This is a genomic window from Gluconobacter sp. Dm-44, assembly GCF_018256175.1.
GTDB classification, from domain to species: domain Bacteria; phylum Pseudomonadota; class Alphaproteobacteria; order Acetobacterales; family Acetobacteraceae; genus Gluconobacter; species Gluconobacter cadivus.
In genome coordinates, this window is sequence record NZ_JAERLZ010000001.1 from 603,686 (window position 1) to 629,366 (window position 25,681).

Sequence of the window (25,681 nt, forward strand, 5' to 3'; positions counted from 1 at the left end):
CGTTTTTCCGAAGTTTTTTAACGGTAGTATTTGTACCCAATTAGTCCTCATTCTTCTGGAGAGAGTTTCTCCATCAGAATCAGCAGATCCTGCCAGGCATTCCGCCGCGCAGCCGCGCTTGCCCGCAGTTGCAGAGGGTGCCGCATCGGCAGAAGTGGCACCGGAGTCGCAAGCCCCGGAACCGATACGTCCGTCCACCGCCCCCGCATTCGCCCGACAGCAGCATCCGGACCCACCAGCATCTTGAGCGGCGTCACCCCCATCGTCACCAGAAACCCCGGCCGACACAGGGCAATAGTCCGCAACAAGAGCGGAAGACAGGCCTGCATCTCCGCATCACTCGGTGTTCGCCCGCCGGGCGGCCGCCACGGCAAGGCGGGCGCCATCGAAATCCCCCCGCGCTCCAGTCCCGCAGACCGCAGCATTTTCTCCAGCAATGCCCCGCCCTCGCCCGCAAACAACGTGCCGGAACGGTCTTCATCCGCATCGGGCGCCTCGCCGATCAGCATGAACGGCGCCCCCTCGACGAAAACCGGCTCCAGCCGATGTGTGGCGGTTCGGGCCAGAAACAGATCGCCCGGCGCTTCGGTCAGGCGCATCAGTGTCGGCAGATCGGGCGCTTCTTCCACCGCCCGCCCGGACAGCCCGCTCGCCGACACGCCAGCCGCCTTCGCAGGCATCCGGCGCGCTCCGTCGCCTCCCGAAAGAGCCGCAGGCAAATGTTGCGCAAAATCCTGCCGCTCCGTCCCGACACGCGGCGGCAGTTGCGGCGTCGCCTCGGACAGACGGTCCACCGGCATTTCACACAGGGCCTCGTCCACACCCCAGTCATACTGGAGTTGAAGCGCGGCCAGCAGATCGGCCCGGCTCAGAACTGCCGACACATCACTGACTGGGGGCGTCATGGTTGATCCGTCCTGATGGCCTCTCACTCCGTCGCCACACAGACCCCAAAGGGATGCCGGTTGGCGTGGAGCCTCAAGAGGGCTAGAGTTTCTTCCATTATGCAGATCACACGCGGCTGGCCCAGATCATTCGAGGAATTTTCCCGCCCGCTCCGTCTGGTGCTTCCCGCTCTCGCGCTGGGCAGCGGCCTGACAGGGAGCGCGCTGGCCGCCCTGCCTCCCACCATAAAGCCCACCGTCAATCCGGAAAATTCCCTGACCGGCTGGATGCTGGCGGCAACGGTCATGATGGAACGCGGAGACGTTCCCGCCGCCAATCTGGCCCTCTCCCATGCCCTGCCGCTCGCACCGCATAACCTTCAGCTACAACACGACGCCCTGCGTTATGCCGCCATGGCCGGTCGTCAGACCGAAGCCGTCAAACTCGCCATCGCCCTGCCCGATCAGGGCGGTGGCAGCGATATCGGCACCCTCATTCTCGCGCAGGACGCCTTCGCCCGGCAAGACTGGGCCGCGATGCGCCGCATCCTCACCCGAAGTCCCCATCACGGTCCGCTCGTCACAATCGCAGCACCCGTTCTCATGGGCTGGAGCCTCGCCGCCGAGGGCCACCCCGACAAAGCCCTGAACCTGCTGGCGGAAGCCGCAGGGCAGCCTACGACCCGCAGGCTCTATCTGCTGCATGCGGCCATGGTGGCGGAACACCTGCCCACTCCCCTACTCGCCGGACAGCTCTATCACCGCACAGGAAACGCGTCCGGAGATCCACTGACGCTCCAGATCCTCTATGCGCAGCTCTATAGCGGCTGGCTCGAACGACATGGCCACCACAAGGAGGCCAGCGACGCCGTCGCCGCGCTGGGCGTAACCTCTCCGCTGGCTGCACTCGTCATCGGCCCGCTCCAGCAGGATCTTCAAAACCTTAAAAAACCAACGCCGGCACTCGGCGGGGCCGTTCTCAATCTTCAGATGGCCCTCATGATTACGGACGCCATCCAACAGGACGGCATTCCACGCGATCCAGCCATCATCGCCCTGCAACAGGCCATTTTCCTCGATCCCGGCCTGACACTCGCGCGCATCTTTCTGGCCGATACTTTCCGCGAAGCCAACCAGATCGCCAGCGGTCTGGCCGAACTAAACAGTATTTCGCCGTCCGATCCCCTTGCTGCCCTGGCCGCACAGGAACGGATCAACCTTGCCCTGCGCTCAGGAGACCTCGCACAGGAAGCCGATGCCCTGCACCGCGCTCTCGTCCTACGTCCCGAGAATCCGGAATTCCTGATCCAGCTTGCCGAAGTCGAAGACCAGCGCGGCCATCATACAGACGCCATCGCCCTTTATACCCGCGCGCTCAAGGCCTCCCCACCCCGCAAAGAAATCCTCTGGCCCATCCTGCTGGGCCGCGCGATGGCCGCTCAGGAAAGCGGCAACTGGCCGATGGTGCAGGACGACATGAAACATGCGCTGGAACTCGCTCCGGACCAGCCCGAAGTCCTGAACTTCGTCGGCTATGCCAATATCGAGCATGATACCGATCAGGCGCAGTCCCTCGCCATGCTGAAAAAAGCTGTCGACCTCCAGCCTGCGGATGCCTCCATTCAGGACAGCTACGCCTGGGCCCTTCTCAAATACCGCGCAGACCTCAAAACCGCGCTTCCCATACTGGTACAGGCCGCAGAACACGCGCCCGGCGATGCCGAAATCGGCTACCATCTCGGCGTCGCCTACTGGTATCTCGGACGGCACACCGAGGCACAGGACCAGTGGAACCAGTCCCTCGACGACAATCCCCAGCCGCAGGACCGAGCCCTTCTGCTACAGGCGCTCCAGAACGGCGGCCCCCATCTCGCAGCTTTCGAACAGAAACCATGACCTTCCCAGACGCCCCCCAAGCCACAGCACACGCCAAAATCAACCTGTTCCTGCACATCACCGGCCGACGCGACGACGGATACCACCTGCTCGACAGCCTCGCGGTTTTCGCAGGCGCCGCAGACCGCATCACGCTTGAAGGCCCCGCCGATACGATGTCGCTGACGATCGACGGCCCCTTCGGCCAAGGGCTGGAAGCGGACGATCAGAACCTCGTGCTACGCGCCGCCCGCGCCCTTCAGGCCAAGGCCGGCACAGCATTTAATGGCCTGACCGAATCCTTTCGTCTGAAGCTGGAAAAGAATCTGCCCGTCTCTTCCGGTATCGGCGGCGGTTCTGCGGACGCCGCAGGAACGCTGCGCCTGCTGGCCCGCGAATGGAACGCGGATCAGGCCACACTCTTTCCGATCGCCGAAAAACTGGGCGCAGACGTTCCCGTCTGTATCGCGCAGCGTCCGGCTCGGATGCAGGGGATTGGAGAAATCCTCGCACCGGCCCCGGTCCTGCCTGATGCGGGCCTCCTGCTTGTCAATCCCGGCGTCGGCGTTTCGACACCCGAGGTCTTCCGGGCCTTCGCCGCGGGCGGCGGCATTACGGAGCGGCCTCAAGCCTTCCTGCCCACCCGCTGGGACAGCGCAGAAGCCATGGTCGCCGACCTGAACGCCACAACCAACGACCTTCAGGCTCCGGCCCTGTCACAATGCCCGGTCATCGGCACTGTTCTGGCGTCCATCGGCAGCCTTCCCGAGTGTCTTCTCGCGCGTATGAGCGGTTCAGGCGCCACCTGCTTCGGCATTTTCCCCAATCCCGACAGCGCTAAGAATGCCGCACGGATCCTGAACGAACAGAGCGCGCGTCTGAATTGGTGGACATGGGCCGGAGGCTTCCATCACACTGGGTCTTCAACCTGATCACATCACAACCGGGCAGGGAGCCGAACATCATGACAGCCCCACGCATGCAGGTCACACGTTCCGAAGACGGCAAGACGGCCATCCTGTCCTTTCTTGAAGGCAGCGGCGTTTCAGGCAGCCTGTCTCTAGACGAGACCCAGTTGTCCCAGCTGATCACAAGCCTGGGTCTGGCTCATGCCGCCCTGATCGAAAAACGCCCGCCAGCCCCCATTGCAGGCGCGCGCTTTACGCCGGTCTACACCACAAACTGGGCCCTTCAGATCGATGCCCTGACCGAAGGATCAATGCTGGCGTTCCAGCATCCGGCCTATGGGCCGGTTGGTGTTGTCTTCGGCCCTCAGGACGTCGAACAGATTATTCACGGCCTGCAAAAACAGCGCACCATGATCCGCTCGAACCCTCAGGATGCCAGCACACCAAGCTGATCTCTCAGAAGAGTTCAACCTCTCCGGAACTTACTGCCGGTTGGGGGGCTTCCGCCAGCAGACGCTGACGGATCTCTCCCATCGTCAAACGATCCACAACTGACCGCTGAACCTGCACAGTCTCTACCTCAGGCTCACGGCTCAGCCCTGCACAGCAGCTCGCCACCTGATCCAGAACCTGGGCGATCCTGTCGAAATCCTGCAACTCCAGAGGATTTTCTCCCAGAAGCGCCTTCAGACAGACGGTCTCCAGTCTGCGCAGTTCCTGAAGACTGACGACGAGCTGTACACCAAGCCCTTCAAGGACCTGAGGCAACGGAAGTCCCTTCGAAGCCTCAAGCACCGCAGATCGGCCCGAAAACAGCTTCGATGCGGGATTTAAGCGAGCTGGCCGTAAAAGGCTTGGCCAGAAAATTGTTCACGCCCTCCGCGATCGCCTGCTGCACCAGTTCCTTGCTCGCCTGCCCGGTCAACATGATGAAACCTGTTTTCGCAGTGCGCGCATTGCTCCTGACGGCCTTCAAAAGCTCAAGCCCGTCCATGTCCGGCATGTTGAAGTCCGAAATGATAAGATGAACCGAATTGCTCTTCAGATGCTCCAGAGCCTCTACCCCGTTGCGGACGCCGGCAATCTGCACAAAACCGATCTGGGCAAGCGTATTGCGCAGGATCGAACGGATAGAGGTCTGGTCGTCCACAAGGAGCACGGACATGGAAGATGCGGAAATCATGGATACGTCTCCAGAGAACGGCGTTCACAAAGATTGAGAATAGCGGGGCCAATGGCGGATAGCGGAAGCTGCGTGTCCACCGCACCCAGTTCAAAAGCAGCGCGTGGCATGCCATAGATGACAGAACTTGCCCGGTCCTGACCGATCGTACAGGCACCGGCATGACGCATGGCCAGCAGACCCTGCGCGCCATCGCACTCCATCCCGGTCAGGATGACGCCCACAGCATTTTTCCCCACTGTGGCGGCAAGAGAATAAAACAGTTCGTCCACGGATGGCCGATGCCCGTTAACGGGGGGCGCCGTTACCAGTTGGCAGACATACTCACCGGGGCGCACCCCACCCCTGATACGCAGATGACGCCCCCCACCGGGCGCGACATACACAACACCCGGCTTCAGCACATCGCCCTCTTCCGCCAGCCTGACATCCGGTTTCACAACCCTGTCCAGACGGCGCGCAAAGCTCTCGGAAAACTGTTTTGGCATATGCTGTACGATGACTGTCGCGGGGCAATCCTTCGGAAAATGCTCGAGCACATCCGTTAGAGCTTCCACGCCACCGGTCGAGGCACCGATGCCAACGACAGTTCCGGTTTTCGTGGCAGCCATCACTCTGGCTCCCAAACTCCCCCCTACCGATACGGCAGGTTGCCCTTTTGTGGCGCCTGCTCGAACAATCGCGTCTCCCAACCCGGCAAAGGGCTCCTCTCCGCTCCCGAGCGCCATTTTCGAATACCACTCGGCAGCCCCCATCCGGAGCGCCTGCTCCACCAGCCCTTGATGACTGGAGAGACGACCCGACACCATCACTACAGGCATCGGGCGCAACCGCATGATCTTTTCGAGAAACTGCAATCCATTCATGGACGGCATTTCGTAATCAAGCGTCAGCACATCAGGATTCAGCCGCACGATCAGATCGCGTGCCTCAAAAGGCGTTCCAGCCGTTCCAACAACCTTGACGCGGAGATCACGTTTGAGAGCTGCCGCGATCAGCGCCCGCGTTGTCAAAGAGTCGTCGACGACCACGACCGTCAAAGGCTTTGAACCACTCATGGAGACATCTCTCCGGTCGAAACCTTGCGATAGGCATTATACCCAATGCTTTCCATTCCAAAGCGTTCAGGATGAGCAATACGTTCCGAATGTCCCAGATAAAGCTCACCACCTGGAAAAATGCGCGCCGAGAGATTGCCCCAGAGCCTGTCCTGAGTTTCCCGGTCGAAATAAATCGCGACATTCCTACAGAAAATGGCGTGAAACCGCGATGAAAACGGCCATGGCTCCACCAGATTGAGGCGGCGAAACCGGATCATGTCCCGAATTCTTTCAGACATGACGACCCGATTGCTTTCGAGCCGACAGAACGACAGCACGCCGGCCTCAAACAAGGCTTCCGCTTCCACAGAATTATAACTGCCCAGCTTGGCCTGACTGAGGATGTCGGCATCAATATCTGTCGCCAGAATCTTTGCTTTCAGTCCCGAAATGCCAGACAGACACTTCAAGACTGTCATAGCGATGGAATAAGCTTCTTCGCCGCTCGAACAGGCTGCCGACCAGATCCTGAGTTCCTCGCCACGTTCAATGCGCGAGTATAATTTCTGGCGCAATAACTGCTCAAGATACGCAAAATGATGCTTTTCCCGATAAAAGCTGGTAACGTTTGTCGTCAGCGCCGAAACAAGATGATTTCTTTCATTAACTCCGGCGCCACTTACCAGAAAATCACAATACTCATCAAAAGAGCCAAACCCTTCCTGCCGGACACGGCGTGAAATTCTCGAATAAACAAGACTTTTCTTCTTATCCGATAGAGAAATTCCAGCAGATGTCTTGGCAATCCCTGCAATAATCCGGAAATTTTCGTCCGATATCTCCTGTTGGTCCTGAAGCTCCATCACTGTCATTGCAAACTTCCTTCAAACAGCGAGGCCACATTCACAGAAAAAACCAGACGCCCTCCCAAGGACAGAATGCCGTTTGAATAGTATTTGAGATTATCGCTGGAAAGCTCTGGTAGGGGTCGAAAGTCTTCTTCGTCAATATCCGAGATATCCGTCACATTCGAAACCGAAAAACCAATAATCTTCTTGTCGTCTTTCAGAAAAATAATAGCCTTTTTTTCATCGTTATCATCAGAAACCCCCATCATCTGGGCCATGTTCACAAGCGGGATCACGGAACCCCGGACATTGACCACTCCCTCCACAAAAGCCGGAGCTGCCGGAAAAGGCGTCGCTTTCGCCCATTCCTTGATTTCCTTCACGGCAGAAATCTGAACAGAAAATTCCTGGCTCCCCAAGGAAAAGACCAGAGCTTTTTCCATGATCATACCCTTTCCTCCAACGAACCTTCCCGTTTTTTCAGAAGCTCACCAAAGAGAAATTCAACGTCCAGAATAAATGCCACGTTCCCATCCCCAAGAATGGTCGCCGTTGAAAAGCAGGCGATTTTTCTATAGTTGTCTTCAAGATTCTTTACTACAAACCTTGAATGATCAATGATTTTATCAACAATAAATGCAAGTTTTTCTTCGTTTTCATTCTCAATGACAAAGCATATCTTCTGATTCAGTCCATCAGAAGACGTTCCAATAATATCAGAGGCATAAATCACGGATAAATAGCCGTCCCGATAAGGATATCCGTATTTCCCTTCTCCAACATGAAAAGCTTTTTTCGCGTCGAAGATAATTGTCTCAAGGACGTTATTGACCGGAATTACAAAATCCTGGCCTTCGGCCTTGAAAATAATTCCTTCAATAACTGACAACGTAAACGGCAGTGAAATCGAAAACGTTGTCCCCTTTCCTTTAGCAGAGCTAATAAAAATCCTCCCGTTGATCTGCTGAAGACTCTGCTTGACCACGTCCATTCCCACGCCGCGTCCCGAAACATCGGTGACTTCTGCGACAGTGGAGAAACCGGGCTCAAAAATCAGGGAATAAATTTCCTCCCGATCCAGTCTTTGACCTCTTTCAATAATCTTTTTTTCAACCGCTTTTTCGTAAATCCTGTCGGCATCCAGACCAGCGCCATCATCCTGAATTTCGACGATGATCCGCCCAGAGCGCTGAAACGCCCGAAGTCTGAGCAGCCCTTCCGGATCCTTGCCAGCCAGCGATCTGGCCTGGGGACTTTCGATACCATGATCAATCGCATTACGGACCATATGCGTCAGAGGGTCGGACAGCTTTTCGAGAATGGAACGATCCACCTCAGTGTCTTCTCCCTCCAGCACAAGCCGAACCTGCTTTTCCGTAAGCCTTGCCGTCTCGCGGACGACCCGGCCCAGCTTCTGAAAAACGGTTTTGATCGGATAGGCCCGCATGGTGATGACGTTTTCCTGAAGCTCGTGAATAAGCTGCTCCTGCGCCGTCACGACATTTCCCAGAACAGAATCTCCGTGAACCTTGTTACGCCGCATCTGTGATTGGATGGCACCCTGATTGATCACCAGCTCCCCAATCAGATCGACGAGCTTGTCGATCCGCTGGATGTCGACACGGACAGTCGCGGATTCCTTGCGCTCAGCAGGCTTCTTGATCTGAAGGTCTATTTTTTCTTCAACCTCCACAGGCAGAGATGCGGGGCCGTCAGTAACATTGTCGGCTAAGAGCCTAACCGTCGCTTGAAGATCGTCTCCGGACCATTCGAAAATTTCCTCGATGTCACCACGCGACTTCTGAGTTTCCAGCAGGAGATTCCACGTCAGATAACTCCGTCCAGGTGAAATATCGCCAATCAGTGGAACCGCGTCAGTATCCACTTCAACCTGAAGCGCCCCCAGTTCCTTCAATGCGATCAGAATATTTCGGACATCATCGCCGCGTTCGTAAAACTCAGTCGTTACTTTCAGGGAAATCGAAAACCGCTGGTCGACCGGTGCCTCGATTTCAATTTTGACTGGCGCAAACGCCATTCCAAAGATGTCATCCATCTCGACATCCTCGGGGGACGGCTCCGGTTCGGGCGCTCCTGAATCAAGATATCGCTCCAGTTCAGCCACAGTATCGGAGGCAGCCTCACAGGCCGTCCCTTCATTTTTAAAAGCTGTCACGATATCGAACAGAGCATCCTTACACTTTAAAAACGTCGCGATGCTCTCAGTTGTGACGGACAAGTCTCCTGACCGAAACAGGTCAAGCACACTCTCAAATAGATGGGAGAATTTTACCAGCTCCTCCATCCCAAAGGCCGCTGCTCCCCCTTTGATGGAATGAACGCACCGAAAGATCGTGTTGATTTTTTCTTTGTCTTCCCGCTCATCGCTCAGCGTCGTCAGTTCTTCTTCAAGGAGAGCGAGCTGTTCGTCGCACTCGTCAAAGAAAATCTGTCGGATGGCATCCATATCATCCGTAAACTCTGTCGCACTCATGCGCTGACCCGCCTGACTGCCGCAAGCAGTTTAGGGCCGTCAAATGGCTTGACGATCCATCCTGTCGCTCCGGCCTCGCGCGCAGCACGCCGAAGCTCATCACCAGATTCCGTCGTCAGAAAAATGATCGGAACAAATTTTGTTTCATCCCGAGTACGCAGGGCCTGCGTCAGTTCCAGACCGTTCATACGCGGCATGTTCAGATCCGTTATGATAACGGCAGGGGAAAATCCCTTGATCTTTTCCAGAGCATCCACGCCGTCTTCAGCCGTTTCGACGTCGTATCCGCCTCCGCGAAGCTCACGACTGACCAGATCCCGCATGGTTCTGGAATCATCGACAACCAGAATATTCATGCTGCGCCTTCCCCCTTGAGGAGAAAATCTCCGCCAAACAGGGTAAGATTTTCTTTCATTTCATCGGAGACGTTTCTGATTTCAAAAGACGTGCCCAGCGTCTGCGCAGTCGCAAATGCGGAGACCAGCAATTGAAAGCAGAGTCCCCCAACACGCTGCACACTCTCTCCATCCAGAAGAAAAGCGCCCTCCTGTTTTTTCAGAAGTTCTGAAAACGGAACCGCATATCTGGTATCCAATATTTCAGGGAGAATGAGGGCGTCCATTACCGGAATTCCTCCCAACCTTCATCAGACGTCTGAAAAGGACTTTCTCCCCACTGCGTGGTGGCAGGTGACAGAATGGAGTCTTCTTTTGCCAAGCCAAACGGGTCATCACCATAATCCTGCAAGTGAAACCGCTGGAGGCTTCCTACAAGTTCCTTGGCTTCCGCACTCAGATTATGACTGGCAGCCGTGGCTTCTTCGACCATTGCGGCATTCTGCTGAGTATTTTGATCCATCTGGCTGACCGCAACGCTGATTTCCGAAAGGTCATTCGCCTGGCTCCGTGCAGCCGTAGCAATTTCACCGATCAGAACACTGATTTCACTGACGTTCTCCACGATGGATTTCATCGCGACCCCCGTCTCTTCGACCAGAGAACTGCCACGACTGACCTGCTGTGTGCTGGAGGTGATCAGCCCCTTGATTTCCTTGGCCGCATCCGCTGATCGCTGCGCCAGCGCACGAACCTCGGCCGCGACAACCGCAAATCCCTTACCCGCGTCCCCCGCTCGGGCAGCTTCGACACCGGCATTCAGCGCCAGCAGATTTGTCTGAAAAGCAATATCGTCAATCAGCCCGAGAATCTGTGCGATATGGATGGACGATTTCTGAATGTCCTGCATGGCTGCCGTAGCAGCCATCATCACTTCTCCAGATCTTTCTGCACGATCACGCGTCTGACTGGCGACTTCGCTCGCATGAACCGAGGCAGCAGCCGTCTTGCGGACGGTTTCCGTGACATTGCCGACAGAAATCGTCGTTTCTTCAAGACGCGCAACCTGAAGTTCCGTACGACGGGCCAGATCGTCTGCCGCGGATGCAATTTCAGCAGACCCCGATGAAATCGTCGAAATGCTGTCGTTCAGCGAAACCATCACTTTCTGAAGGCTCAACGCCGTTTCGTTGAAATCCTGCCGCAGTCGGTCGTAGCGGGGAGGCAAGGCCTCTTCGAGGCGAAATCCCAGTTCACCATCGCGCAGATTCGCCATGGCATTCCCAACAATCTCAATCACCCGCTCATGTTCGGCAGCTTCCTGCTGGGCCGACTGCCGTGCGTCTTCAGCTTCGATCCGAACAGCGGCAAGCGCAGACTGCGCCTGAGATGCCAGGATTTCACTTCTCTCGGAATTGGTGCGCGCCTCGCCCAGCATGACCTGTAACCGGACCAGACTGGCTTCATGAGCATCTTTCGGCAGGGTCCCTTGGGCGGCAAGCTGCCTGACAGCCCCTGTCAGAGCATCCCCGCGTCCCGCGACCTGAACAAACGCAAAAATTCCCGAAACGACAAACAGTCCAAGAAGCGCGATTTCAGGGACAAGAAACGCCCTGGCAGATGCAGCAGAGAGGCCGCTCACCTTCATCCCCCAGAGCACCCCACAGACTCCGACGATTACAGGAATGGCAAATATCAGAAGCAGCCGCCGACGCAGCAGGAAACTCCCTTGTACGGGAACAGAGCGTATGTCGGACATGCCAGGCTGTCTCTCCAGAAACACAGATCACACCATGCCGGCCACAGGCAGCCGGCCAGATAATCTCCTTCCTAGAGAACAGTTGATTGAAACTCCGTTAATGCGCCTCCAGACAGTCTCAGTAAGAGGGGGCCGGAATATCGACATCGTGCTGAACAAACATCTGGTTGCCGTAACGGGGGATCCAGATCCGGTAATGTTTCAGAACATCCGCCCCGAGGAGCGCATCCGTATCGGGCAACCCTCCCCCCACTTTCAGAGAGACATCGTGAAAAACGATATCCCCCACCTGAAGTGTCTCAAAATGATGGAGATAATTTTTCACAGGATCTCGCGTCAGCCCATATCCGGTTGAAACAGGATCTTTTTCCAGCATCGCACGCGTCACACCCGCTGCCCGGGCCGCGTCCAGACTGATCAGGGTGGTCGAGGCTCCCGTATCCAGCGTTGCATCAACCGGATGGCCGTTCAGACGTATTTCCAGCGTGGTTTTATGGCCTTCATTATAGATATGGCTGATCGGCACGACGTGGATATGCCCCTCCCATCCCGGCGTGGGGATATCACAGTCTTCCGTCTCAACCAGCCGGACACGGTGTGAAGGCATGTCCACAATCGTATCGTAGCGCCCAAGAAAATCACGCCCGAACACCCCCACGACCGGAAGGCCAGCAACCTTCCCGACAAATTTTCCGGCACCGGCAACTGCGATGTTGGTGGCTTTGGAACTCCCCATGTCCAGCGTGTCGATCGTCACGACACGCCCATAGTCCTGACCTCCGACACCATGGATCAGAACCGTTCTCCCCATATCATTCAGACCCAGAGGTTCGACAAAGCTCTGTCCAACCGTCGTGGCGAACGCCCCCGTATCGACAATAAGTGCAACCGGGTGCCCGTTGATCGCGGCCCGCACGATCGGGCTACCCCAGTCATTCAGCACCGGCATGTTCCCGCTCGTGATCAGCTTGCACTGGTGCGGCCCCGTCTCGCACCCGGCCAGCACCGTCCCCAGAAACAGCAGTGCCGCCAGTCGTCCCAACTTCATGAGGCTCTCCCGCCTGTATCGTTCCGTTACACAGGACACACCCCTTTCCTCCCAGGCAAGGCAGTTTTTTGATCCGAAAGGCTTTTTTTTGAAAAAACCCTCTTGTCACCCCACAGGCAGGCTGATACATCACCGCCACCGACCAAGAGGAAGCCAAACAGCTTCCAGACGGAAGGTCCCAAGACACTGAAAAGTGTCTCTGCGGGTGTAGCTCAGTTGGTTAGAGCGCCGGCCTGTCACGCCGGAGGTCGCGGGTTCGAGCCCCGTCACTCGCGCCACTCCTCTTATGGAGTTGGCCGCATTCTCCAAAAAAAAACTCAGAAGAAGCCACTGCCCGTTTTTAGGGAAGACTATGCTGTTCTTCATTCTGAAATGCCTGATTTCAGGGCTCCTGATTGCCGCCGCCTCCAGTATTGCGCGGCGCTATCCCGGCTTTGGTGCGCTGATTGCGTCCCTGCCGCTCGTATCAGTTCTGGGCATGATCTGGCTGTGGCTGGAAAAGCCGGACCGCATCGTCATGAGCCGTCATGCGGAAGCGACATTCTGGTATGTGCTGCCCTCGCTGCCCATGTTTCTGCTGATCCCGCGACTGCTCCGGGCAGGGCTGCCGTTCTGGTTCGCCCTATTGGCAGGATGCGCGCTGACGATCGTTCTGTATCTCTGCACGACATGGGCACTCGCCCGTTTCGGTACAGGCGGCTGAGACAGGCCCTCAGCCCGCCTCTTCCAGATAGACGTCCAGAACCTCGTCTGGCGTGCCGTCCATGCGGATATGTCCGTTCTCAAGCCAGATGACGCGCGTACACCATTGCCGCATGATCTTGGGCTGGTGCGTGGACAACACAAGAATTTCTGCCTGCTGGACAAGTTCCTCAAGGCGCGCCTTGGCCTTGTTCATGAACACCCCGTCCCCCGCGAGAAACCATTCATCCATCAGAAGGATCTGTGGAGAAGACGCCGTTGCCAGACCAAAGGCCAGTCGGACACTCATGCCCGCACTGTAAACCTTCATTGGCATGTCCATATAAGGACCGAGTTCGGCAAAATCCTGTACGTCCTGCTCGATCCGCTCAATCTGCTGGCGTGAGAGGCCCTCATAGCGTCCCTTGAGGCGAATGTTTTCACGCCCCGTCAGTTCGGGATTCATGCCCAGACTGCTGTCCAGCAGCGTCCGCATCGTTCCATCAAGCTGTACGCGTCCCGCAACAGGTTCGTAAATGCCCGCAAGCGCACGCAACAATGTGGTTTTTCCGGCGCCGTTGCTGCCGATCAACCCCAGCCGCTCGCCGGAATTCAGCGTGAAACTGATCTCCCGCAGCACGCTCACGATCGTGCGCTCCCGCAGATCATGCATCAGATGCGCCGAAGGCGATGATGGCGCAAACCGGGCCAGCGTTTTGCCGACCTGCCGCTTCAGGGAGCGGCTCTGCCCATGATACAGCGGAAAATCGATACAGAGGCGATCAACAACAATACCGGGCATCAGATCAGATCCAGTAAGGAATGCGCGACCGCATCCGGCAGAACAGAATGGCCGCCAGAAGCCACAGAAGCACACTGTGCCCAAGAGCCGCTTCCCAGACGATGGACTCCACCGTCTGGCCCAGAAGCGGCGCACGCACGATTTCAAGCAGCGGATAAAACGGATCAAGCAACAGATAGTGCCGTCCGGTCGTGATCAGTTCCGGCTTCCAGATCACCGGCGTCACGAAAAAGAAAATCTGCATCAGAGACGCCACGATGGGCGCAATGTCCCGAAACCGCGCGCCCAACATCCCGATCAGCAGAATGACGCAGAAACTGTCCACGATCCAGAGCGGCAGACTGAACAGCAGGCTCCAGATCTGCTGCGGCCAGACATGGAAGACCGCAAACACGACGACAACGACAACCATGTTATGCAGCAGAATCAGCAGATTCCTGACGATCACCTGCGTGACCGGCAGACTGACCGGAATCCGCATCGCATGGAACAGGGATGTGCTCTGCGTAAAGACTGTTCCCGCATCGTTGATGACAGTCCCGCCATATCCCCACAACACGATCGAAAGTGACAGGAACGGCAGATAGGCTTTCAGATCCATGTGGAAGAGATAGCCGTACACCACCCCCATCGCGCCAATCATGACAGCCGTGGACAGCGTCAGCCACAGCGGCCCCAGAATGGAGCCGCGATATCGCATCTTGATATCCAGCCAGCCGAGCGTCACGGCCAGCGGCAACAGCCGCAGGCCCGCCTGCAGATCACTCCACGCGGCGCGGACGAGCCCCCAGCCGCGCAGAGGCTCAAGGGTCAGAACAGGAGAACGGGCATTCATGTCTTCCATGCGCCTTCCCTACCATGAAAGCAGGCGCTGCCCATCCCCCTTGCCCGCGAAACATCCCACTTCGCAGAACACCTTCAGCCCGACATGATGATTTCCCTTGCATCCTGCGCCAACCTCGCCGACATGCTGCGGTCATGTCTTATGCAGTGAAGGAAATGTTCGTGACCCTCCAGGGCGAGGGTGCACAGACAGGCCGTGCCTCGGTGTTCTGCCGGTTCGCGGGCTGCAACCTGTGGTCGGGCCGCGAACAGGATCGCGCCACCGCCGCCTGTACGTTCTGCGATACCGATTTCATCGGGACGAATGGCGAAGGCGGTGGCCGTTTCGACACCGCCGAGGCTCTGGCCGCCACCATCGCGGCCTGCTGGACCGGCACCGCCGATGACAGCGGTCGCCGCTATGTCGTTTTCACCGGCGGCGAACCTCTGCTCCAGCTTGATGATTCGCTGATCGCCGCCGTGAAGGCTCAGGGTTTTGAAATCGCCGTGGAAACCAACGGCACGATCGCAGCCCCTGCCGGAATCGACTGGGTCTGCGTCAGCCCCAAACCCAACAGCACGCTCGTCCAGACCGAAGGCGCGGAACTCAAGCTGATCTACCCCCAGCCGGAACTGCCGCCCGAACTTTTCGAGACACTGTCCTTTCGCCATTTCTGGCTTCAGCCCATGGACGGCCCCGACCGCATCGCCAACACACAGGCCGCCGTCGCATACTGTCTGCGCCACCCGCGCTGGCGCCTGTCGCTCCAAACGCACAAGCTGATCGGAATCCCCTGACCATGAGCACGAACACGGCCATCAGCAGCAACACCGCGCTCGTCCTGTTCTCCGGCGGGCAGGATTCCGCAACCTGCCTCGCCTGGGCCCTCTCCCGCTTCGACCGCGTCGAGACGGTCGGATACGCCTACGGACAGCGCCACGCCATCGAACTCGAATGCCGCGACACCCTGCGCGAGCAGATGGCCGCGTTTTCGCCAGAGTGGAAAGCACGCCTCGGCGACGATCACACGATCGACCTCGCCTCCCTCGGCGCGCTCTCCGAAACGGCCCTGACCCGTGAAGCCGAGATCGGACTGAGCGAAAACGGTCTGCCCAACACGTTCGTGCCGGGCCGCAACATCATTTTCCTGACTTTCGCCGCCGCCCTCGCCGTTCGCCGCAATGCGCGCCACATCGTCACCGGCGTCTGCGAAACCGACTATTCCGGCTATCCGGACTGCCGCGATGATACGATCAAGGCCCTTCAGGTCGCCCTGAACCTCGGCATGGACCAGCGTTTCGTGCTGCATACGCCGCTGATGTGGATCGACAAGGCCCAGACATGGGACCTGACCGAGCAGCTTGGCGGCCAGCCCCTCGTGAACCTGATCAACCGGGACAGCCATTCCTGCTACATGGGCGACCGTACGCACCAGCATGACTGGGGCTATGGCTGCGGCACCTGCCCGGCCTGCAACCTGCGGGCCGACGGATGGCGCCGCTACCAGCAGAGCCGTCATGGAGGCGCCGTATGACCGCCGAACTCGTCTTTACGCGGCGTTTCTGCATGGGCCATAGGCTCATTACCGGATCAAGCGAACGCTGCGCCATCCCGCATGGCCATAACGAATATGTCCGCGTCACGCTGCGTCCGGCCAAACAGACCCGACTGGACGGTCATGCGAACATGATCCTCCCCTTTGCGGACGCCAAAACGCGCTGGCACCATTTTGTGGACAACAGCCTCGATCACGCGCTCCAGCTTTCGGAAACAGACCCGCTTCTCGCATGGTTCCGCGCCAATGAACCCGAACGCGCCAGCCGGATCGTCGTCACGCCCGGCGACCCGACAACGGAACTGATGGCCGCCCTCATGCTCGCCAAACTGACCGCCATTCTCGCGGATCAGGGCGACATTCTGCGCGTTCATGAAATCGAACTGGAAGAAACCCCCACCAACACTGTGCGCCTCGGCGGCAATCCGCAGCATTACCTGCCCGCCGTCTCAAGGCCCCCGGAACAGTGCTGGTGGAATAAAGCGGACGCCAGCATTTCCTGACGCCCGCACCAAGCTTCAGGCCTTATGGACCGAAGCGTCGTAAATTTCCCCGATCACCTCTCCCAGCGCAGCATCGAACTGTGCATCATCCATCTGATGCCGCAGATCCCCGATCAACGCGCGAGAGAAGCTCGCAATCATCCGGTGATTGTGCCGCAGCTTCTCGCAGGCCTGATCCAGCGGATAGCCTCCTGACAGCGCCACAACCCGAACCATCCGCGGATCACGCGCAATATCGTCATAGAGGTCCGCAACTTCCGGAATCGTGACCTTCAGCATGGTCCGGGCGTCCTCGGGCAGTTTTTGCAGCTCTTCAAGGACATAATCATGCAGAAGCTGCTCACACGCGGCCTTGTCCGGGCTCTTGATAAGCACTTCCGGCTCCAGAATAGGCACCAGCCCATGTTTGCGAACCTGTTCGGCCACCGCGAACTGCTGGCGAACAATGGCCCGGATGCCGCTTTCGGATGGCAGGCGGATCGTTGAACGTTCTTTCGTTCCATAAACGCCCAGCTTGGCCGCACGCGCCAGCAGGGCATCCAGATCGGGCATCGGCTTCATAAGCTGAACGCCGTCCGCTTCCGCCTCCAGCCCCTTGTCGATCTTCACAAACGGCACGACGCCTCGTTCGCGCCACAGATAGGCCGGAACAGGCTCACCGTTCACGTCGCCGTCCATCGTGCGCTCGAACAGAATGGCGCCGATCACCTTGTCGCCCGTAAAGGAAGGCGCCGTGATGATCCGAACCCGCATGTCATGCATGAGCGCGAACATCTGGCTTTCGTCCGAATAGTCGCTCTCGGCAATACCATACTGCTTCAGCGCGCCCGGCGTGGAACCGCCACTCTGGTCCAGAGCGGCAATAAACCCGCCTTTGTCGGCCATCTGTGACATCATCTTGTCTGCGGTGCTCATCAAGATCCCCTTCGATACAGGAAAACCATCACCGCTCCCGAAGGACCCCACGGATCACCCCGCCTCGCAGTGCGTTTCCCGACACAGTCCAATCGCGCCGATGCCCGGAATGGTTCCTGCCCGACAGCTGCGGAAAGTCATAGCGCACCCCCGACACCCGATGAAGCGACTCACCGCTCACCAAATCAGGATCAGCCGTCTTCAGAGCCGTTCTGACCATTTTCATAAAGCGCCAAAAACGCCTCGATATCGTCGCTCATCAGCGCTCCGCAGCGCTCTTTCACCAGAGTTTCCGGCCATTCCCACCAGGCCAGCACCAGAAGCCGCGCAATGATGCTTTCGGGAAACCGGTACCGGATCACTTTTGCCGGATTACCCCCCACAATCGCATAAGGCGGCACCGATTTCGTCACGAGCGCCTGCGCGGCAATCACGGCCCCGTCGCCAATCGTCACGCCCGACATGACCGTAGCCTGCGCTCCAATCCAGACGTCATTGCCGATCACGACCTCTCCCTTGCTGGAGTGATCGTCTTGCCCTTCGTCGGCAGCAGGCCAGAAATGCGAGAGCGTTTTGAACGGATAGGTGCTCACCAGATCGGCCCGGTGATTCCCCAGAATGATCGTGACACCGGGTCCGATCGAACAGTAGTCGCCAATCCGCAGTCCGGCCTCTCCGGCTTCCAGAACAGTAGGAACGCCGTAAGTATGCGGGCCTATCTCCCAACCCCACTCATCCTGCTGATACGCCAGCGCATAACGTGTCAGGGCCTGAAAGGCGCGATTTCCAAACGACATGGACTCATTCCTTCATGCTGATGCCTGCGGAAAAGCCGAAGCCAAACACAAAGAACCGCAGCCGGAAGGCCAGCATGCCCCTGCCGTACCGGAAGTCCATGCGCCTCGAGAAAACGTGATGTCAGACGTTCAACCAAGGCACTCTTGCTGGCTCAAGCCCGAGAAGCGCCTTCGCCTTGCGATTACAAGCCCCGCTCAGACTGTTCTGATAATAGACGCTCTCTTCTCCGCCATGCCTGACAGTATCGGCCTCATCCACATGCGGCGGAGCATCGGCCCCAACCCACGCCGCATAGGCTGGCAACCATCGGGACAGCGCGGTCGGCTGATCATCAACCACGTTATAGACCCCAGCAGGTGCCTCCAGAGCCGCAACCGTTGCCTGCGCCGCATCGTCCACATGAATGAACGAAAACACGCCCCGCCCGGCTCCAATCACAGGCACCTCACCCTTGCGGACATGCAGGCTGAACGCACCATCCGGCCAGTACCAGGTGCGCGGCCCGTAGAAAAACCCGTATCTAAGCGCGACACCGTCCATGACGCCATCACCCAGAACGCGCCGTTCCAGCATTTCATACATCCGCGCACTCTCCCCGATCCCGCCGGGAGCCTCCGTTCTCAACCGCGAGTCTTCAGTCGCAAGTCCTCCCTCACCATTCAGGTAAAACCCGCAAGACTGCTGCACATAACGTCGCACACCTACAGCCCGGGCAGCATCATGAAGATTGCCCCCGCCCGCCAGACGCAGCACCCGATCCCCAGGCAGCCTTTGCGCCAGATCGAACGGACTGGACGGCAGGGACGTCAACTGATCGATCACAGCCTCCGGCCGCACGCGCTCCAGAAGAGCGAACATCTCCGTCCGATCCAGCGCATTCCCCACCACCGGCCGCGCGCCAAGCTCCTGAATGATGGAAGCATTTTCAACCCGACGCACCATCCCCCAAACCTCATGCCCGGCCTTCACCAGACGCGCGATCAGAGGGCGCCCCACAGCACTGCTTGCCCCGGCCAGCAGAATTTTCATGATCCGGCTCCTTCAGACGTCACTTCGCAGGCAAGACGAACGGCGCAGCCTTGTCCTTGACGAAAAACGCAAGAAAACGGGCAGGCTCGGTCTGGCTGGCATTGCGTCCGACGAGATGCACATCATCCGGCCCCTCAAAGAACGTCTGCCCCGGATGCAGGGTCACAGGCTTCCCGCCCCGAACCTGCATGACGACACTGCCCTGCAACACATAAACGAACACCGAAGCCCCATGCCGATGGATCGGGTCCGACCCGCCGGGCGGATAATCGACGGTCAGCATGGCTCCTTCTTTTCCCGGTATACCCGGCAGATCATGGGCCAGAAGCGGCGTGACCTTCGTCGCGGCATGAAGGGAAGACGTGCAGACGCACAAAGCCAAGGCGCCAAGCGCAATAAAACGACGCATCATTCTGTATCCCGATGTTGGATGTGAAAAAATCAGTCCGTATCCGCAGACCGCCGCTGCCGGACTTTACTGGTCCGGCGTGTCTGGGAGCGGTTCTCAAGCCATCCCTGCGCCTGTCCCAGAAACGCAGGAGGCGCCTTGTTCCGCATGGAGCCTGCAAGATCGGCCAGAGATGTCCGCGCCAGTTCCTCGCGCATGGTCTGCTCGGCCCGCAGCATGGCCGCATGAATGCTGCACACGCCTTTCGTGGCCCATTGCGGCGGCGCGTCATCGAACAGGACGCAGCGCCCGCGAATTTCCTGACAGTTAAAAAGGCTCTTCCGCCCCTCAGCCGCGTCCACAACATCCAGCACGCTGATCTGCGTCGGAGGGCGGCCCAGCCTGTAGCCGCCCCTCAGCCCTTCGGAAGCCGCAAGAATCCCGGCCTTCTCCAGCTTCGGAAGCTGCTTGGCGATAAAGGCCGCCGGAATGTCCTGAAGCTCCGCCAGATCCAGACTGCTGACCGGTTCGGGATGCTCCACGAGCCACAACAGGCTGTGCAGGACATATTCGGTGCTTGCGCCATAAAGTGCCATACGCAGACCATATAAGTCCGCGTTTTGATTCGCAAGTCATCCACGCGCAGAAACGCAGGCTTCAAAAGCCTTGAAAAATCATCCGTTTTTCAGATTGTCCCGAAATGCCCGGCGCGGATTATCCGCGTAGAAGGGACATAATCTCCATCCGGGCCGCATTGTCGTGCTGCCAGCTTCCCCGTGCGATGGACGTCACGGTTGTGGAACCGGGCGAGCGCACGCCGCGCATGCTCATGCACATATGCTCGGCTTCAATCACGACCAGCACAGCTTCCGGCGCCAGAACATCTTCCATGCCCTGCGCGATCTGGTCCGTCAGACGCTCCTGAAGCTGCGGTCGACGCGCAAAGCCTTCCACCAGCCGCGCAATCTTGCTCAGTCCCGTCAGACGGCCCCCCGCCGGGAGGTAAGCCACATGCGCCTTGCCATAAACCGGCAGCAGATGATGCTCGCACATCGAATGGAAGCGGATATCCTTGACGATCACCGCACCATGATGCCGGTCCGCCGAGAACTGCGTCTTCAGATGATCCCGCGGGTCCTGATGCAGCCCGCTGAACACTTCCAGATACATCTTCGCCACGCGTTGCGGCGTATCGAGCAGTCCCTCGCGCTCCGGGTTTTCACCCAGCGCCTCAAGAATTTCCCGCACGGCCCCCGCAATCCGCACTTCCGCATCCGCAGGCAGCGGCAACGCTCCCATCGGACGACGCTCCTCGGACGAGAGGCTCTCCTGATTGTCCGACTGATAGGCCGATGCAATGGCTACGGTCGTGGCGTTCAGGTTGGTCATGCGGGTTCAGGCTCCTCTATGCCCCAACGGCCCGTGCCATCAGGGACGCGCCGGGTCACATCCCCCGGGCTCCGCGGCAGGACTGCTAGCGCGTCCCGCACGCGACGTCCACCAATGACATGATCTGGATCAATTTCCGCCAGCGGTTCCAGCACAAAAGCCCGCTCGAACAGACAGGCATGCGGCAGCCTCAGAACCCGGTCCCGAACCTCCCGCGCGCCATAATAAAGAACATCAATATCCACGGCCCGCGCGCCCCAGCGCACGCCCGGCACACGTCCCAGCTCCGCCTCGATCGCCTTGCACTCCCGCAGGAGCGCATGAGGCGCCAGCGTCGTCCGTCCGGTCGCACAAATATTGACGAATGTCGGCTGCTCCACGCCGCCCCAGGGCGCACTGTCATACAGCGACGACACCTTCACGATCTCCAGCCCTCCCACAAGCGAAAGCCGATCCACAGCCGCCGCCAGAACAGCCTCCTTTTCTCCAAGATTGCTACCCAGAGAGAGCGCAACCTCGTAAACCCGGGCCTGTTCCACCACCACGGCCGTTCCCGACACCACATACGGCACCGGCGCGGACGGTTTGCGAACTTCAACCCGAACCCACTCCACACGCTCCAGCTTCGCCAGCACACTCTCCGCAATCCGCCCGGCGACCGTCTCGATGAGCTGAAGCGGTTTTCCGGTCACGATGTCCGACGCGATATCACACAGCGTCCCGTAACAGACGGCCTGTTCGTAATCATCTCCTGCAATCGCACCCGACAGGTCCGCACGGATCTCGATATCCACCACGAAACGCTGCCCAATCCGCGTCTCTTCGGGCAGGACACCATGATAGCCAAACAGACACAGATCCCGCACGAAAACGGAGGTCAGGGCAGGCACGATCATCGGACATCCTTCAAAATCTGGCGCATTTTCAACGCATCCACATGCTCGCGCACGTCATGCACCCTCAGCATCGCAGCGCCCAGCTCCACCCCATACAGATGGGTCGCCAGCGTCCCCGCCAGCCGCTCGGACGCCGCACGCCCCAGAAAATGCCCGAACATGGATTTGCGCGACACCCCCAGCAGAACCGGCAACCCATATTCGGTTCTCAAATCCCCCAACCGCGACACGGCCTCCACATTCTGCGCCTGCGTCTTGCCAAACCCCACACCCGGATCCAGCACGATCCGATCGCGCATAATCCCGACCTTTTCCGCCAGTTCCAGCGACCGATCGAAGAAACGCCGCCAGTCCGCCCGCAGATCCAGCGCCTCGTCCACGTCATGACGGTTATGCATCACAACCACCGTCGCGTCCGAATCCGCCACCACCGAAGCCATGTCCGGGTCCGCCTGCAACCCCCAGACATCGTTAATGACCGCCGCACCAGCCTCAAGCGCCCGCTTCGCAACGAACGCCTTGGTCGTATCCACCGAAACGGTCACCCCGTCCTCGACCAACTGCCCCACGACCGGTGCAAGACGCGCCCATTCTTCTTCCGCCGCAACCGGCACGAAACCCGGCCGCGTGGACTCAGCCCCCATATCCAGCAGGTCCGCCCCATCCGCCACGAGCGCCCGCCCATGGGCCAGAGCCGCTTCAGGCCGAAAAAAGCGGCCTCCGTCGGAAAAGGAATCCGGCGTGACGTTCACAATCCCCATGACCGCCACCTGCCCGTTTCCAAACCGGTTCATGCTGCCGTTCCCATCCACAGTCTCCACATATCTTTTCAGGACAGGTCCGCCACCCGGCGCCCCCAGAAGAGCGGTACGTCTTCCTCCGGAACCGGACGCCCCAGATAGAACCCCTGAACTTCCGTACAGCCCTGCTCCTGCAAATGGCGGCAATGCTCCGGCGACGAGACGCCCTCCGCCGTTACCGCGACGCCAAGATCCCGTCCCAGCGCAATCACATTCCGCACCACCGCCGCACTGCGCGCATCCTGCAACATGTCCTGAATAAAGGCCGCATCCAGCTTGATCTTGGAAAACGGAAACTGTCGCAGATACATCAGCGTCGAAAATCCCTTGCCGAAATCATCCAGCGCAATTCCAACACCCCTGAATTCCAGTTCGCGAAAAGCATGGTGTACACGGGGCCCCACCTCAAGCGCCTGCGTCTCCGTCACTTCGATCTGCAACCGGCACGCCTCCAGCCCCGTATGCGCCAGAACCTGGAAAATACGCCCCGCAATATCGGGGAGAGAAAAATGCGTCGCCGTCATATTGACCGAAACCCATAAGGGCACAGGCCAACGCCGCGCCGCCCGGCACGCATTTTCCAGAACCCAGAAATCGAACTCCAGCCCGCTTCCCGTCTCGGCAATCGTGTCGATGACCTTCCCGATCGACAGATTCCTCTGCCCTGCCCCTTTCCAGCGGGACAGCGCCTCAAATCCGATCACCATTCCGGTCTGGGCATTGACGATGGGCTGATACACCAGCGCGAATGCTTTTTGCCGCAAAGCCTGACGCACATCCCTGAACAGACTCTGCTGACGGCTTCCCGCCATCTCCTCGCACGGATCAAAAATGCTGTAACGCCCGACCCGCTCTCCCCGCGCATCCCGCAGCGCTGTCTCGACAGCCTCCACCAGCACCTCACCGTCACCGGTCGTCGATACCGCCATACCAATCGCGGGCTCCACGTCGATGACATCCCCGGCTATGCTAACAGCGCCGCTCAGCGTCAACAGGATCTCCAGCGCCAGCGCCTCAAGAAACTGGCGTTTCCGCTCGACCGGAATTCCTGTCACAACCGCCAGATCCATCGCGCCGTACCGCGCTACGAAACATTCCTCCGCGCCGTTCAGATCGTCAGGCACATTCCGTGCAAGACAGGCCTTCAGTCGCGAAAGGCTCTTCTGAAGAACCTCTGCAGCCTCGTCCGGCGTCACCACACGTCGCCGCCCGAGACTGAAAACATCCAGCGAGATGAGAACGACCACGAACGCCTGAGCGCCACGCATCGTCTCCAGAAGACTTTTCTGAAGATGCTCCTGACAGGCCAGCCGGTTCGGCAACCCGGTCAGAGCATCATGCCGCACGCGATGAAAATGCCGCTCCCGCACACGCTGGAGAGCCGTCACGTCGGCGCCCACTCCCAGATATCCCCGAAACACTCCGCCCCGGAACACCGGCTCTCCCGTCAGCATCCACCAGCGCGCGTCTGACCCGGCCACGGCCCGAACCACCAGTTCCCGAAACGCCAGCCGATGCGTCAGACAATACGCCAGATGTCGTTCTGAAGAGATCGAACCAGACTGATCAAAGCTGGCCGCGGGTATCTCCAGCAGGCTTGCCAGCGTCCTGCCCGCGATCTGCGTTTCATCACGCCCCAGAATCCGGCAAAGCCCCGCCGATGGGTTGCGCAGAACACCCGCCTCGTCCGTCTCCCAGAGCCAGCGCCCGGTCGGTGCCGCAGAGCGCCGCGTGAGAAGCGACAGGATATCTGCCTGCTCCCGCTGTTTCAGACGCGCCATCTGCATCCGCCACAACAGAACACCCACCAGCCGGCTGATCCCCACAACGAAAAGCCCGCACACCGTCGCCATAAGAAAGAACGACGCCGTAAACAGGACCGACCGGTAAAAACAGCCCTCCAGCAGCGCCCCATAGGCCCCTGCGATGATCGGGACGACCATGGCCTCAACGGCTCCACTCACCGGAGCGCAGAGCAGAAGGGGCGCCATCAGCCCAAAACACACACCAAGCGTCAGAAGATGGATGTCTTCACAATGCAGCCGAAACACCAGAATAATGAAAACGAACCAGACGAGCCCCAATGCCCCGTTCAACATCCGCAACGCCCTGCGGATCGCCGCGTAATCCGCAAAACTCCGCATGCTTCTGATGTTTGGCTGAACCCGGGAAAACCAGAGCAGTAAAGCGCCTTCGATCCCCACAAACAGGAAAAGGGCCAGCCACCAACTCGATGACCACACACCCAGCGCCACCACCGGCGCGCTCACCGCCTGCGCCAGAAGATGAATGGGAAAAAGGAGTCTCAGGGAACGCAGCTGCCCCCTGTTGAACGCAGTCTGAAAATACGCCGGAACCTGCGTCGCCTGAAAAAACAGGGCTTTTTTCAAAACGGGGGAACGGCTGCGGTTAAACACGCTCAAGACGGCCCATCGCACAACCAGCGATTGCCGGAACCACCGCCTCAGGCGCGTTCCCCCGGAAGGCCGCCGGTCCGGCTCCTCAGCACAGGGCCCGTCCTGACACCCTGCTGCGCCAGAAACCCCGGATCCCCGTTCCCCACCAGCGCTGCTCCCCGCGCCGGACTGTCTGTCGTCTTTCATACACCATCATACCAGTGGAGCACGTCAAAAGTCCGAAACGACTTCGTCAGGATCAGAAGAAGGCCGTTTCACGAAAACAGGAAAACCATACCGGCAAATACGCGCTTGCCAAACCCCGGAAAACC

General features: G+C 58.8%; 29 protein-coding genes and 1 tRNA gene. 8 read left to right on the forward strand and 22 right to left on the reverse strand.

The window, feature by feature from the left end:
- Positions 1-47: 47 nt before the first annotated feature.
- Positions 48-905 (reverse strand): uracil-DNA glycosylase, encoded by an 858-nt coding sequence (locus tag JK213_RS02755; RefSeq protein WP_194261820.1) that lies wholly within the window; start codon positions 903-905, stop codon positions 48-50.
- A gap of 99 nt (positions 906-1,004) precedes the next feature.
- Here JK213_RS02755 and JK213_RS02760 point away from each other — a divergent pair, with 99 nt between their 5' ends.
- Genes JK213_RS02760 through JK213_RS02770 form a run of 3 tightly spaced genes read left to right on the forward strand, consistent with a single transcriptional unit; the run spans position 1,005 to position 4,119 of the window.
- Complete coding sequence (locus JK213_RS02760; RefSeq protein ID WP_194261819.1) at positions 1,005-2,780, forward strand: tetratricopeptide repeat protein; 1,776 nt, start codon at positions 1,005-1,007, stop codon at positions 2,778-2,780.
- Positions 2,777-3,691 carry a 4-(cytidine 5'-diphospho)-2-C-methyl-D-erythritol kinase gene (locus tag JK213_RS02765; RefSeq protein WP_194261818.1) on the forward strand — a complete coding sequence of 305 codons (915 nt, stop codon included), beginning with the start codon at positions 2,777-2,779 and terminating at the stop codon, positions 3,689-3,691. Before JK213_RS02760 ends, JK213_RS02765 begins: the two co-directional genes overlap by 4 nt.
- Before the next feature lie 47 nt (positions 3,692-3,738).
- Positions 3,739-4,119: a hypothetical protein gene (locus JK213_RS02770; RefSeq protein WP_194261949.1), complete on the forward strand. Its 381-nt coding sequence runs from the start codon at positions 3,739-3,741 to the stop codon at positions 4,117-4,119.
- Between the two features lie 4 nt (positions 4,120-4,123).
- Here JK213_RS02770 and JK213_RS02775 read toward each other — a convergent pair whose 3' ends face one another.
- From JK213_RS02775 to JK213_RS02820, 10 genes are all read right to left on the reverse strand, one after another.
- Positions 4,124-4,435 carry a hypothetical protein gene (locus tag JK213_RS02775; protein WP_194261817.1) on the reverse strand — a complete coding sequence of 104 codons (312 nt, stop codon included), beginning with the start codon at positions 4,433-4,435 and terminating at the stop codon, positions 4,124-4,126.
- A gap of 19 nt (positions 4,436-4,454) precedes the next feature.
- Positions 4,455-4,850, reverse strand: a complete 396-nt coding sequence (locus JK213_RS02780) for a response regulator (RefSeq protein ID WP_194261816.1) — start codon at positions 4,848-4,850, stop codon at positions 4,455-4,457.
- Complete coding sequence (locus JK213_RS02785) at positions 4,847-5,908, reverse strand: chemotaxis response regulator protein-glutamate methylesterase (protein ID WP_194261815.1); 1,062 nt, start codon at positions 5,906-5,908, stop codon at positions 4,847-4,849. Before JK213_RS02785 ends, JK213_RS02780 begins: the two co-directional genes overlap by 4 nt.
- On the reverse strand, positions 5,905-6,762 hold the full coding sequence (locus JK213_RS02790) for a protein-glutamate O-methyltransferase CheR (protein ID WP_194261814.1): 858 nt from the start codon (positions 6,760-6,762) through the stop codon (positions 5,905-5,907). The genes JK213_RS02785 and JK213_RS02790 overlap by 4 nt, the downstream gene beginning before the upstream one ends.
- A complete protein-coding gene (locus JK213_RS02795; protein ID WP_194261813.1) occupies positions 6,759-7,181 on the reverse strand; it encodes a chemotaxis protein CheW in 423 nt (140 codons plus the stop codon). The genes JK213_RS02790 and JK213_RS02795 overlap by 4 nt, the downstream gene beginning before the upstream one ends.
- A gap of 2 nt (positions 7,182-7,183) precedes the next feature.
- A complete protein-coding gene (locus JK213_RS02800) occupies positions 7,184-9,232 on the reverse strand; it encodes a chemotaxis protein CheA (protein ID WP_194261812.1) in 2,049 nt (682 codons plus the stop codon).
- Entirely contained in the window at positions 9,229-9,588 is a 360-nt protein-coding gene (locus tag JK213_RS02805; RefSeq protein ID WP_194261811.1) for a response regulator, read from the reverse strand. The genes JK213_RS02800 and JK213_RS02805 overlap by 4 nt, the downstream gene beginning before the upstream one ends.
- On the reverse strand, positions 9,585-9,854 hold the full coding sequence (locus JK213_RS02810) for an STAS domain-containing protein (protein ID WP_194261810.1): 270 nt from the start codon (positions 9,852-9,854) through the stop codon (positions 9,585-9,587). The genes JK213_RS02805 and JK213_RS02810 overlap by 4 nt, the downstream gene beginning before the upstream one ends.
- Positions 9,854-11,326 carry a methyl-accepting chemotaxis protein gene (locus tag JK213_RS02815; protein WP_194261809.1) on the reverse strand — a complete coding sequence of 491 codons (1,473 nt, stop codon included), beginning with the start codon at positions 11,324-11,326 and terminating at the stop codon, positions 9,854-9,856. The genes JK213_RS02810 and JK213_RS02815 overlap by 1 nt, the downstream gene beginning before the upstream one ends.
- Before the next feature lie 118 nt (positions 11,327-11,444).
- The gene (locus tag JK213_RS02820; protein WP_194261808.1) at positions 11,445-12,374 is read right to left on the reverse strand and encodes a retroviral-like aspartic protease family protein; all 930 of its coding nucleotides are present in this window, start codon (positions 12,372-12,374) and stop codon (positions 11,445-11,447) included.
- Positions 12,375-12,575: 201 nt separating this feature from the next.
- Here JK213_RS02820 and JK213_RS02825 point away from each other — a divergent pair.
- Positions 12,576-12,652 (forward strand) — tRNA-Asp (locus JK213_RS02825).
- Positions 12,653-12,726: 74 nt separating this feature from the next.
- Positions 12,727-13,077, forward strand: a complete 351-nt coding sequence (locus JK213_RS02830) for a DUF3147 family protein (protein WP_194261807.1) — start codon at positions 12,727-12,729, stop codon at positions 13,075-13,077.
- A gap of 9 nt (positions 13,078-13,086) precedes the next feature.
- Here JK213_RS02830 and JK213_RS02835 read toward each other — a convergent pair whose 3' ends face one another.
- Together JK213_RS02835 and JK213_RS02840 are read right to left on the reverse strand one after the other, a co-directional pair.
- Entirely contained in the window at positions 13,087-13,857 is a 771-nt protein-coding gene (locus JK213_RS02835) for an ABC transporter ATP-binding protein (RefSeq protein WP_099286174.1), read from the reverse strand.
- Positions 13,858-13,861: 4 nt separating this feature from the next.
- Positions 13,862-14,701 carry an ABC transporter permease gene (locus JK213_RS02840; RefSeq protein ID WP_194261806.1) on the reverse strand — a complete coding sequence of 280 codons (840 nt, stop codon included), beginning with the start codon at positions 14,699-14,701 and terminating at the stop codon, positions 13,862-13,864.
- Positions 14,702-14,835: 134 nt separating this feature from the next.
- Here JK213_RS02840 and queE point away from each other — a divergent pair, with 134 nt between their 5' ends.
- Genes queE through JK213_RS02855 form a run of 3 tightly spaced genes read left to right on the forward strand, consistent with a single transcriptional unit; the run spans position 14,836 to position 16,738 of the window.
- Complete coding sequence (queE, locus tag JK213_RS02845; RefSeq protein ID WP_194261805.1) at positions 14,836-15,477, forward strand: 7-carboxy-7-deazaguanine synthase; 642 nt, start codon at positions 14,836-14,838, stop codon at positions 15,475-15,477.
- 2 nt (positions 15,478-15,479) lie between these two features.
- Positions 15,480-16,214 carry a 7-cyano-7-deazaguanine synthase QueC gene (gene queC, locus JK213_RS02850; RefSeq protein WP_194261804.1) on the forward strand — a complete coding sequence of 245 codons (735 nt, stop codon included), beginning with the start codon at positions 15,480-15,482 and terminating at the stop codon, positions 16,212-16,214.
- Positions 16,211-16,738 carry a 6-carboxytetrahydropterin synthase gene (locus JK213_RS02855; RefSeq protein WP_194261803.1) on the forward strand — a complete coding sequence of 176 codons (528 nt, stop codon included), beginning with the start codon at positions 16,211-16,213 and terminating at the stop codon, positions 16,736-16,738. The genes queC and JK213_RS02855 overlap by 4 nt, the downstream gene beginning before the upstream one ends.
- Positions 16,739-16,753: 15 nt before the next feature.
- Here the strand turns inward: JK213_RS02855 and JK213_RS02860 are convergent, their stop codons facing one another.
- The 9 genes from JK213_RS02860 to JK213_RS02900 form a co-directional block, all read right to left on the reverse strand.
- A complete protein-coding gene (locus tag JK213_RS02860; RefSeq protein WP_194261802.1) occupies positions 16,754-17,653 on the reverse strand; it encodes a fructose bisphosphate aldolase in 900 nt (299 codons plus the stop codon).
- Positions 17,654-17,844: 191 nt separating this feature from the next.
- Complete coding sequence (locus JK213_RS02865; protein WP_194261801.1) at positions 17,845-18,450, reverse strand: CatB-related O-acetyltransferase; 606 nt, start codon at positions 18,448-18,450, stop codon at positions 17,845-17,847.
- Positions 18,451-18,571: 121 nt separating this feature from the next.
- Entirely contained in the window at positions 18,572-19,480 is a 909-nt protein-coding gene (locus JK213_RS02870) for an NAD(P)-dependent oxidoreductase (RefSeq protein ID WP_194261800.1), read from the reverse strand.
- 19 nt (positions 19,481-19,499) lie between these two features.
- On the reverse strand, positions 19,500-19,892 hold the full coding sequence (locus JK213_RS02875; RefSeq protein WP_228125397.1) for a cupin domain-containing protein: 393 nt from the start codon (positions 19,890-19,892) through the stop codon (positions 19,500-19,502).
- 29 nt (positions 19,893-19,921) lie between these two features.
- Positions 19,922-20,464, reverse strand: coding sequence for an Rrf2 family transcriptional regulator (locus JK213_RS02880; protein ID WP_194261799.1), 543 nt, complete (start codon positions 20,462-20,464; stop codon positions 19,922-19,924).
- 118 nt (positions 20,465-20,582) lie between these two features.
- Complete coding sequence (folE, locus tag JK213_RS02885) at positions 20,583-21,257, reverse strand: GTP cyclohydrolase I FolE (protein WP_408869888.1); 675 nt, start codon at positions 21,255-21,257, stop codon at positions 20,583-20,585.
- A complete protein-coding gene (gene folK / locus JK213_RS02890) occupies positions 21,254-22,153 on the reverse strand; it encodes a 2-amino-4-hydroxy-6-hydroxymethyldihydropteridine diphosphokinase (protein WP_211571268.1) in 900 nt (299 codons plus the stop codon). The genes folE and folK overlap by 4 nt, the downstream gene beginning before the upstream one ends.
- On the reverse strand, positions 22,150-22,947 hold the full coding sequence (gene folP / locus JK213_RS02895; RefSeq protein WP_194261797.1) for a dihydropteroate synthase: 798 nt from the start codon (positions 22,945-22,947) through the stop codon (positions 22,150-22,152). The genes folK and folP overlap by 4 nt, the downstream gene beginning before the upstream one ends.
- Positions 22,948-22,982: 35 nt before the next feature.
- The gene (locus JK213_RS02900; protein WP_322783035.1) at positions 22,983-25,370 is read right to left on the reverse strand and encodes an EAL domain-containing protein; all 2,388 of its coding nucleotides are present in this window, start codon (positions 25,368-25,370) and stop codon (positions 22,983-22,985) included.
- Positions 25,371-25,681: the final 311 nt, after the last annotated feature.

What these genes read in the sequence shown, in the direction of transcription:
- JK213_RS02835 (WP_099286174.1), bottom strand. Translation starts at nt 13,857, where the DNA reads ATGCCCGGTATTGTTGTTGATCGCCTCTGTATCGATTTTCCGCTGTAT.
- JK213_RS02870 (WP_194261800.1), bottom strand. Translation starts at nt 19,480, where the DNA reads ATGAAAATTCTGCTGGCCGGGGCAAGCAGTGCTGTGGGGCGCCCTCTG.
- JK213_RS02790 (WP_194261814.1), bottom strand. Translation starts at nt 6,762, where the DNA reads ATGACAGTGATGGAGCTTCAGGACCAACAGGAGATATCGGACGAAAAT.
- JK213_RS02795 (WP_194261813.1), bottom strand. Translation starts at nt 7,181, where the DNA reads ATGGAAAAAGCTCTGGTCTTTTCCTTGGGGAGCCAGGAATTTTCTGTT.
- JK213_RS02800 (WP_194261812.1), bottom strand. Translation starts at nt 9,232, where the DNA reads ATGAGTGCGACAGAGTTTACGGATGATATGGATGCCATCCGACAGATT.
- folK (WP_211571268.1), bottom strand. Translation starts at nt 22,153, where the DNA reads ATGATCGTGCCTGCCCTGACCTCCGTTTTCGTGCGGGATCTGTGTCTG.
- JK213_RS02760 (WP_194261819.1), top strand. Translation starts at nt 1,005, where the DNA reads ATGCAGATCACACGCGGCTGGCCCAGATCATTCGAGGAATTTTCCCGC.
- JK213_RS02875 (WP_228125397.1), bottom strand. Translation starts at nt 19,892, where the DNA reads ATGATGCGTCGTTTTATTGCGCTTGGCGCCTTGGCTTTGTGCGTCTGC.
- queE (WP_194261805.1), top strand. Translation starts at nt 14,836, where the DNA reads ATGTCTTATGCAGTGAAGGAAATGTTCGTGACCCTCCAGGGCGAGGGT.
- JK213_RS02780 (WP_194261816.1), bottom strand. Translation starts at nt 4,850, where the DNA reads ATGATTTCCGCATCTTCCATGTCCGTGCTCCTTGTGGACGACCAGACC.
- JK213_RS02810 (WP_194261810.1), bottom strand. Translation starts at nt 9,854, where the DNA reads ATGGACGCCCTCATTCTCCCTGAAATATTGGATACCAGATATGCGGTT.
- JK213_RS02860 (WP_194261802.1), bottom strand. Translation starts at nt 17,653, where the DNA reads ATGAGCACCGCAGACAAGATGATGTCACAGATGGCCGACAAAGGCGGG.
- JK213_RS02820 (WP_194261808.1), bottom strand. Translation starts at nt 12,374, where the DNA reads ATGAAGTTGGGACGACTGGCGGCACTGCTGTTTCTGGGGACGGTGCTG.
- JK213_RS02765 (WP_194261818.1), top strand. Translation starts at nt 2,777, where the DNA reads ATGACCTTCCCAGACGCCCCCCAAGCCACAGCACACGCCAAAATCAAC.
- JK213_RS02815 (WP_194261809.1), bottom strand. Translation starts at nt 11,326, where the DNA reads ATGTCCGACATACGCTCTGTTCCCGTACAAGGGAGTTTCCTGCTGCGT.
- JK213_RS02770 (WP_194261949.1), top strand. Translation starts at nt 3,739, where the DNA reads ATGCAGGTCACACGTTCCGAAGACGGCAAGACGGCCATCCTGTCCTTT.
- folP (WP_194261797.1), bottom strand. Translation starts at nt 22,947, where the DNA reads ATGAACCGGTTTGGAAACGGGCAGGTGGCGGTCATGGGGATTGTGAAC.
- JK213_RS02865 (WP_194261801.1), bottom strand. Translation starts at nt 18,450, where the DNA reads ATGTCGTTTGGAAATCGCGCCTTTCAGGCCCTGACACGTTATGCGCTG.
- JK213_RS02855 (WP_194261803.1), top strand. Translation starts at nt 16,211, where the DNA reads ATGACCGCCGAACTCGTCTTTACGCGGCGTTTCTGCATGGGCCATAGG.
- JK213_RS02785 (WP_194261815.1), bottom strand. Translation starts at nt 5,908, where the DNA reads ATGAGTGGTTCAAAGCCTTTGACGGTCGTGGTCGTCGACGACTCTTTG.
- JK213_RS02755 (WP_194261820.1), bottom strand. Translation starts at nt 905, where the DNA reads ATGACGCCCCCAGTCAGTGATGTGTCGGCAGTTCTGAGCCGGGCCGAT.
- queC (WP_194261804.1), top strand. Translation starts at nt 15,480, where the DNA reads ATGAGCACGAACACGGCCATCAGCAGCAACACCGCGCTCGTCCTGTTC.
- JK213_RS02880 (WP_194261799.1), bottom strand. Translation starts at nt 20,464, where the DNA reads ATGGCACTTTATGGCGCAAGCACCGAATATGTCCTGCACAGCCTGTTG.
- JK213_RS02805 (WP_194261811.1), bottom strand. Translation starts at nt 9,588, where the DNA reads ATGAATATTCTGGTTGTCGATGATTCCAGAACCATGCGGGATCTGGTC.
- JK213_RS02840 (WP_194261806.1), bottom strand. Translation starts at nt 14,701, where the DNA reads ATGGAAGACATGAATGCCCGTTCTCCTGTTCTGACCCTTGAGCCTCTG.
- folE (WP_408869888.1), bottom strand. Translation starts at nt 21,257, where the DNA reads ATGACCAACCTGAACGCCACGACCGTAGCCATTGCATCGGCCTATCAG.
- JK213_RS02830 (WP_194261807.1), top strand. Translation starts at nt 12,727, where the DNA reads ATGCTGTTCTTCATTCTGAAATGCCTGATTTCAGGGCTCCTGATTGCC.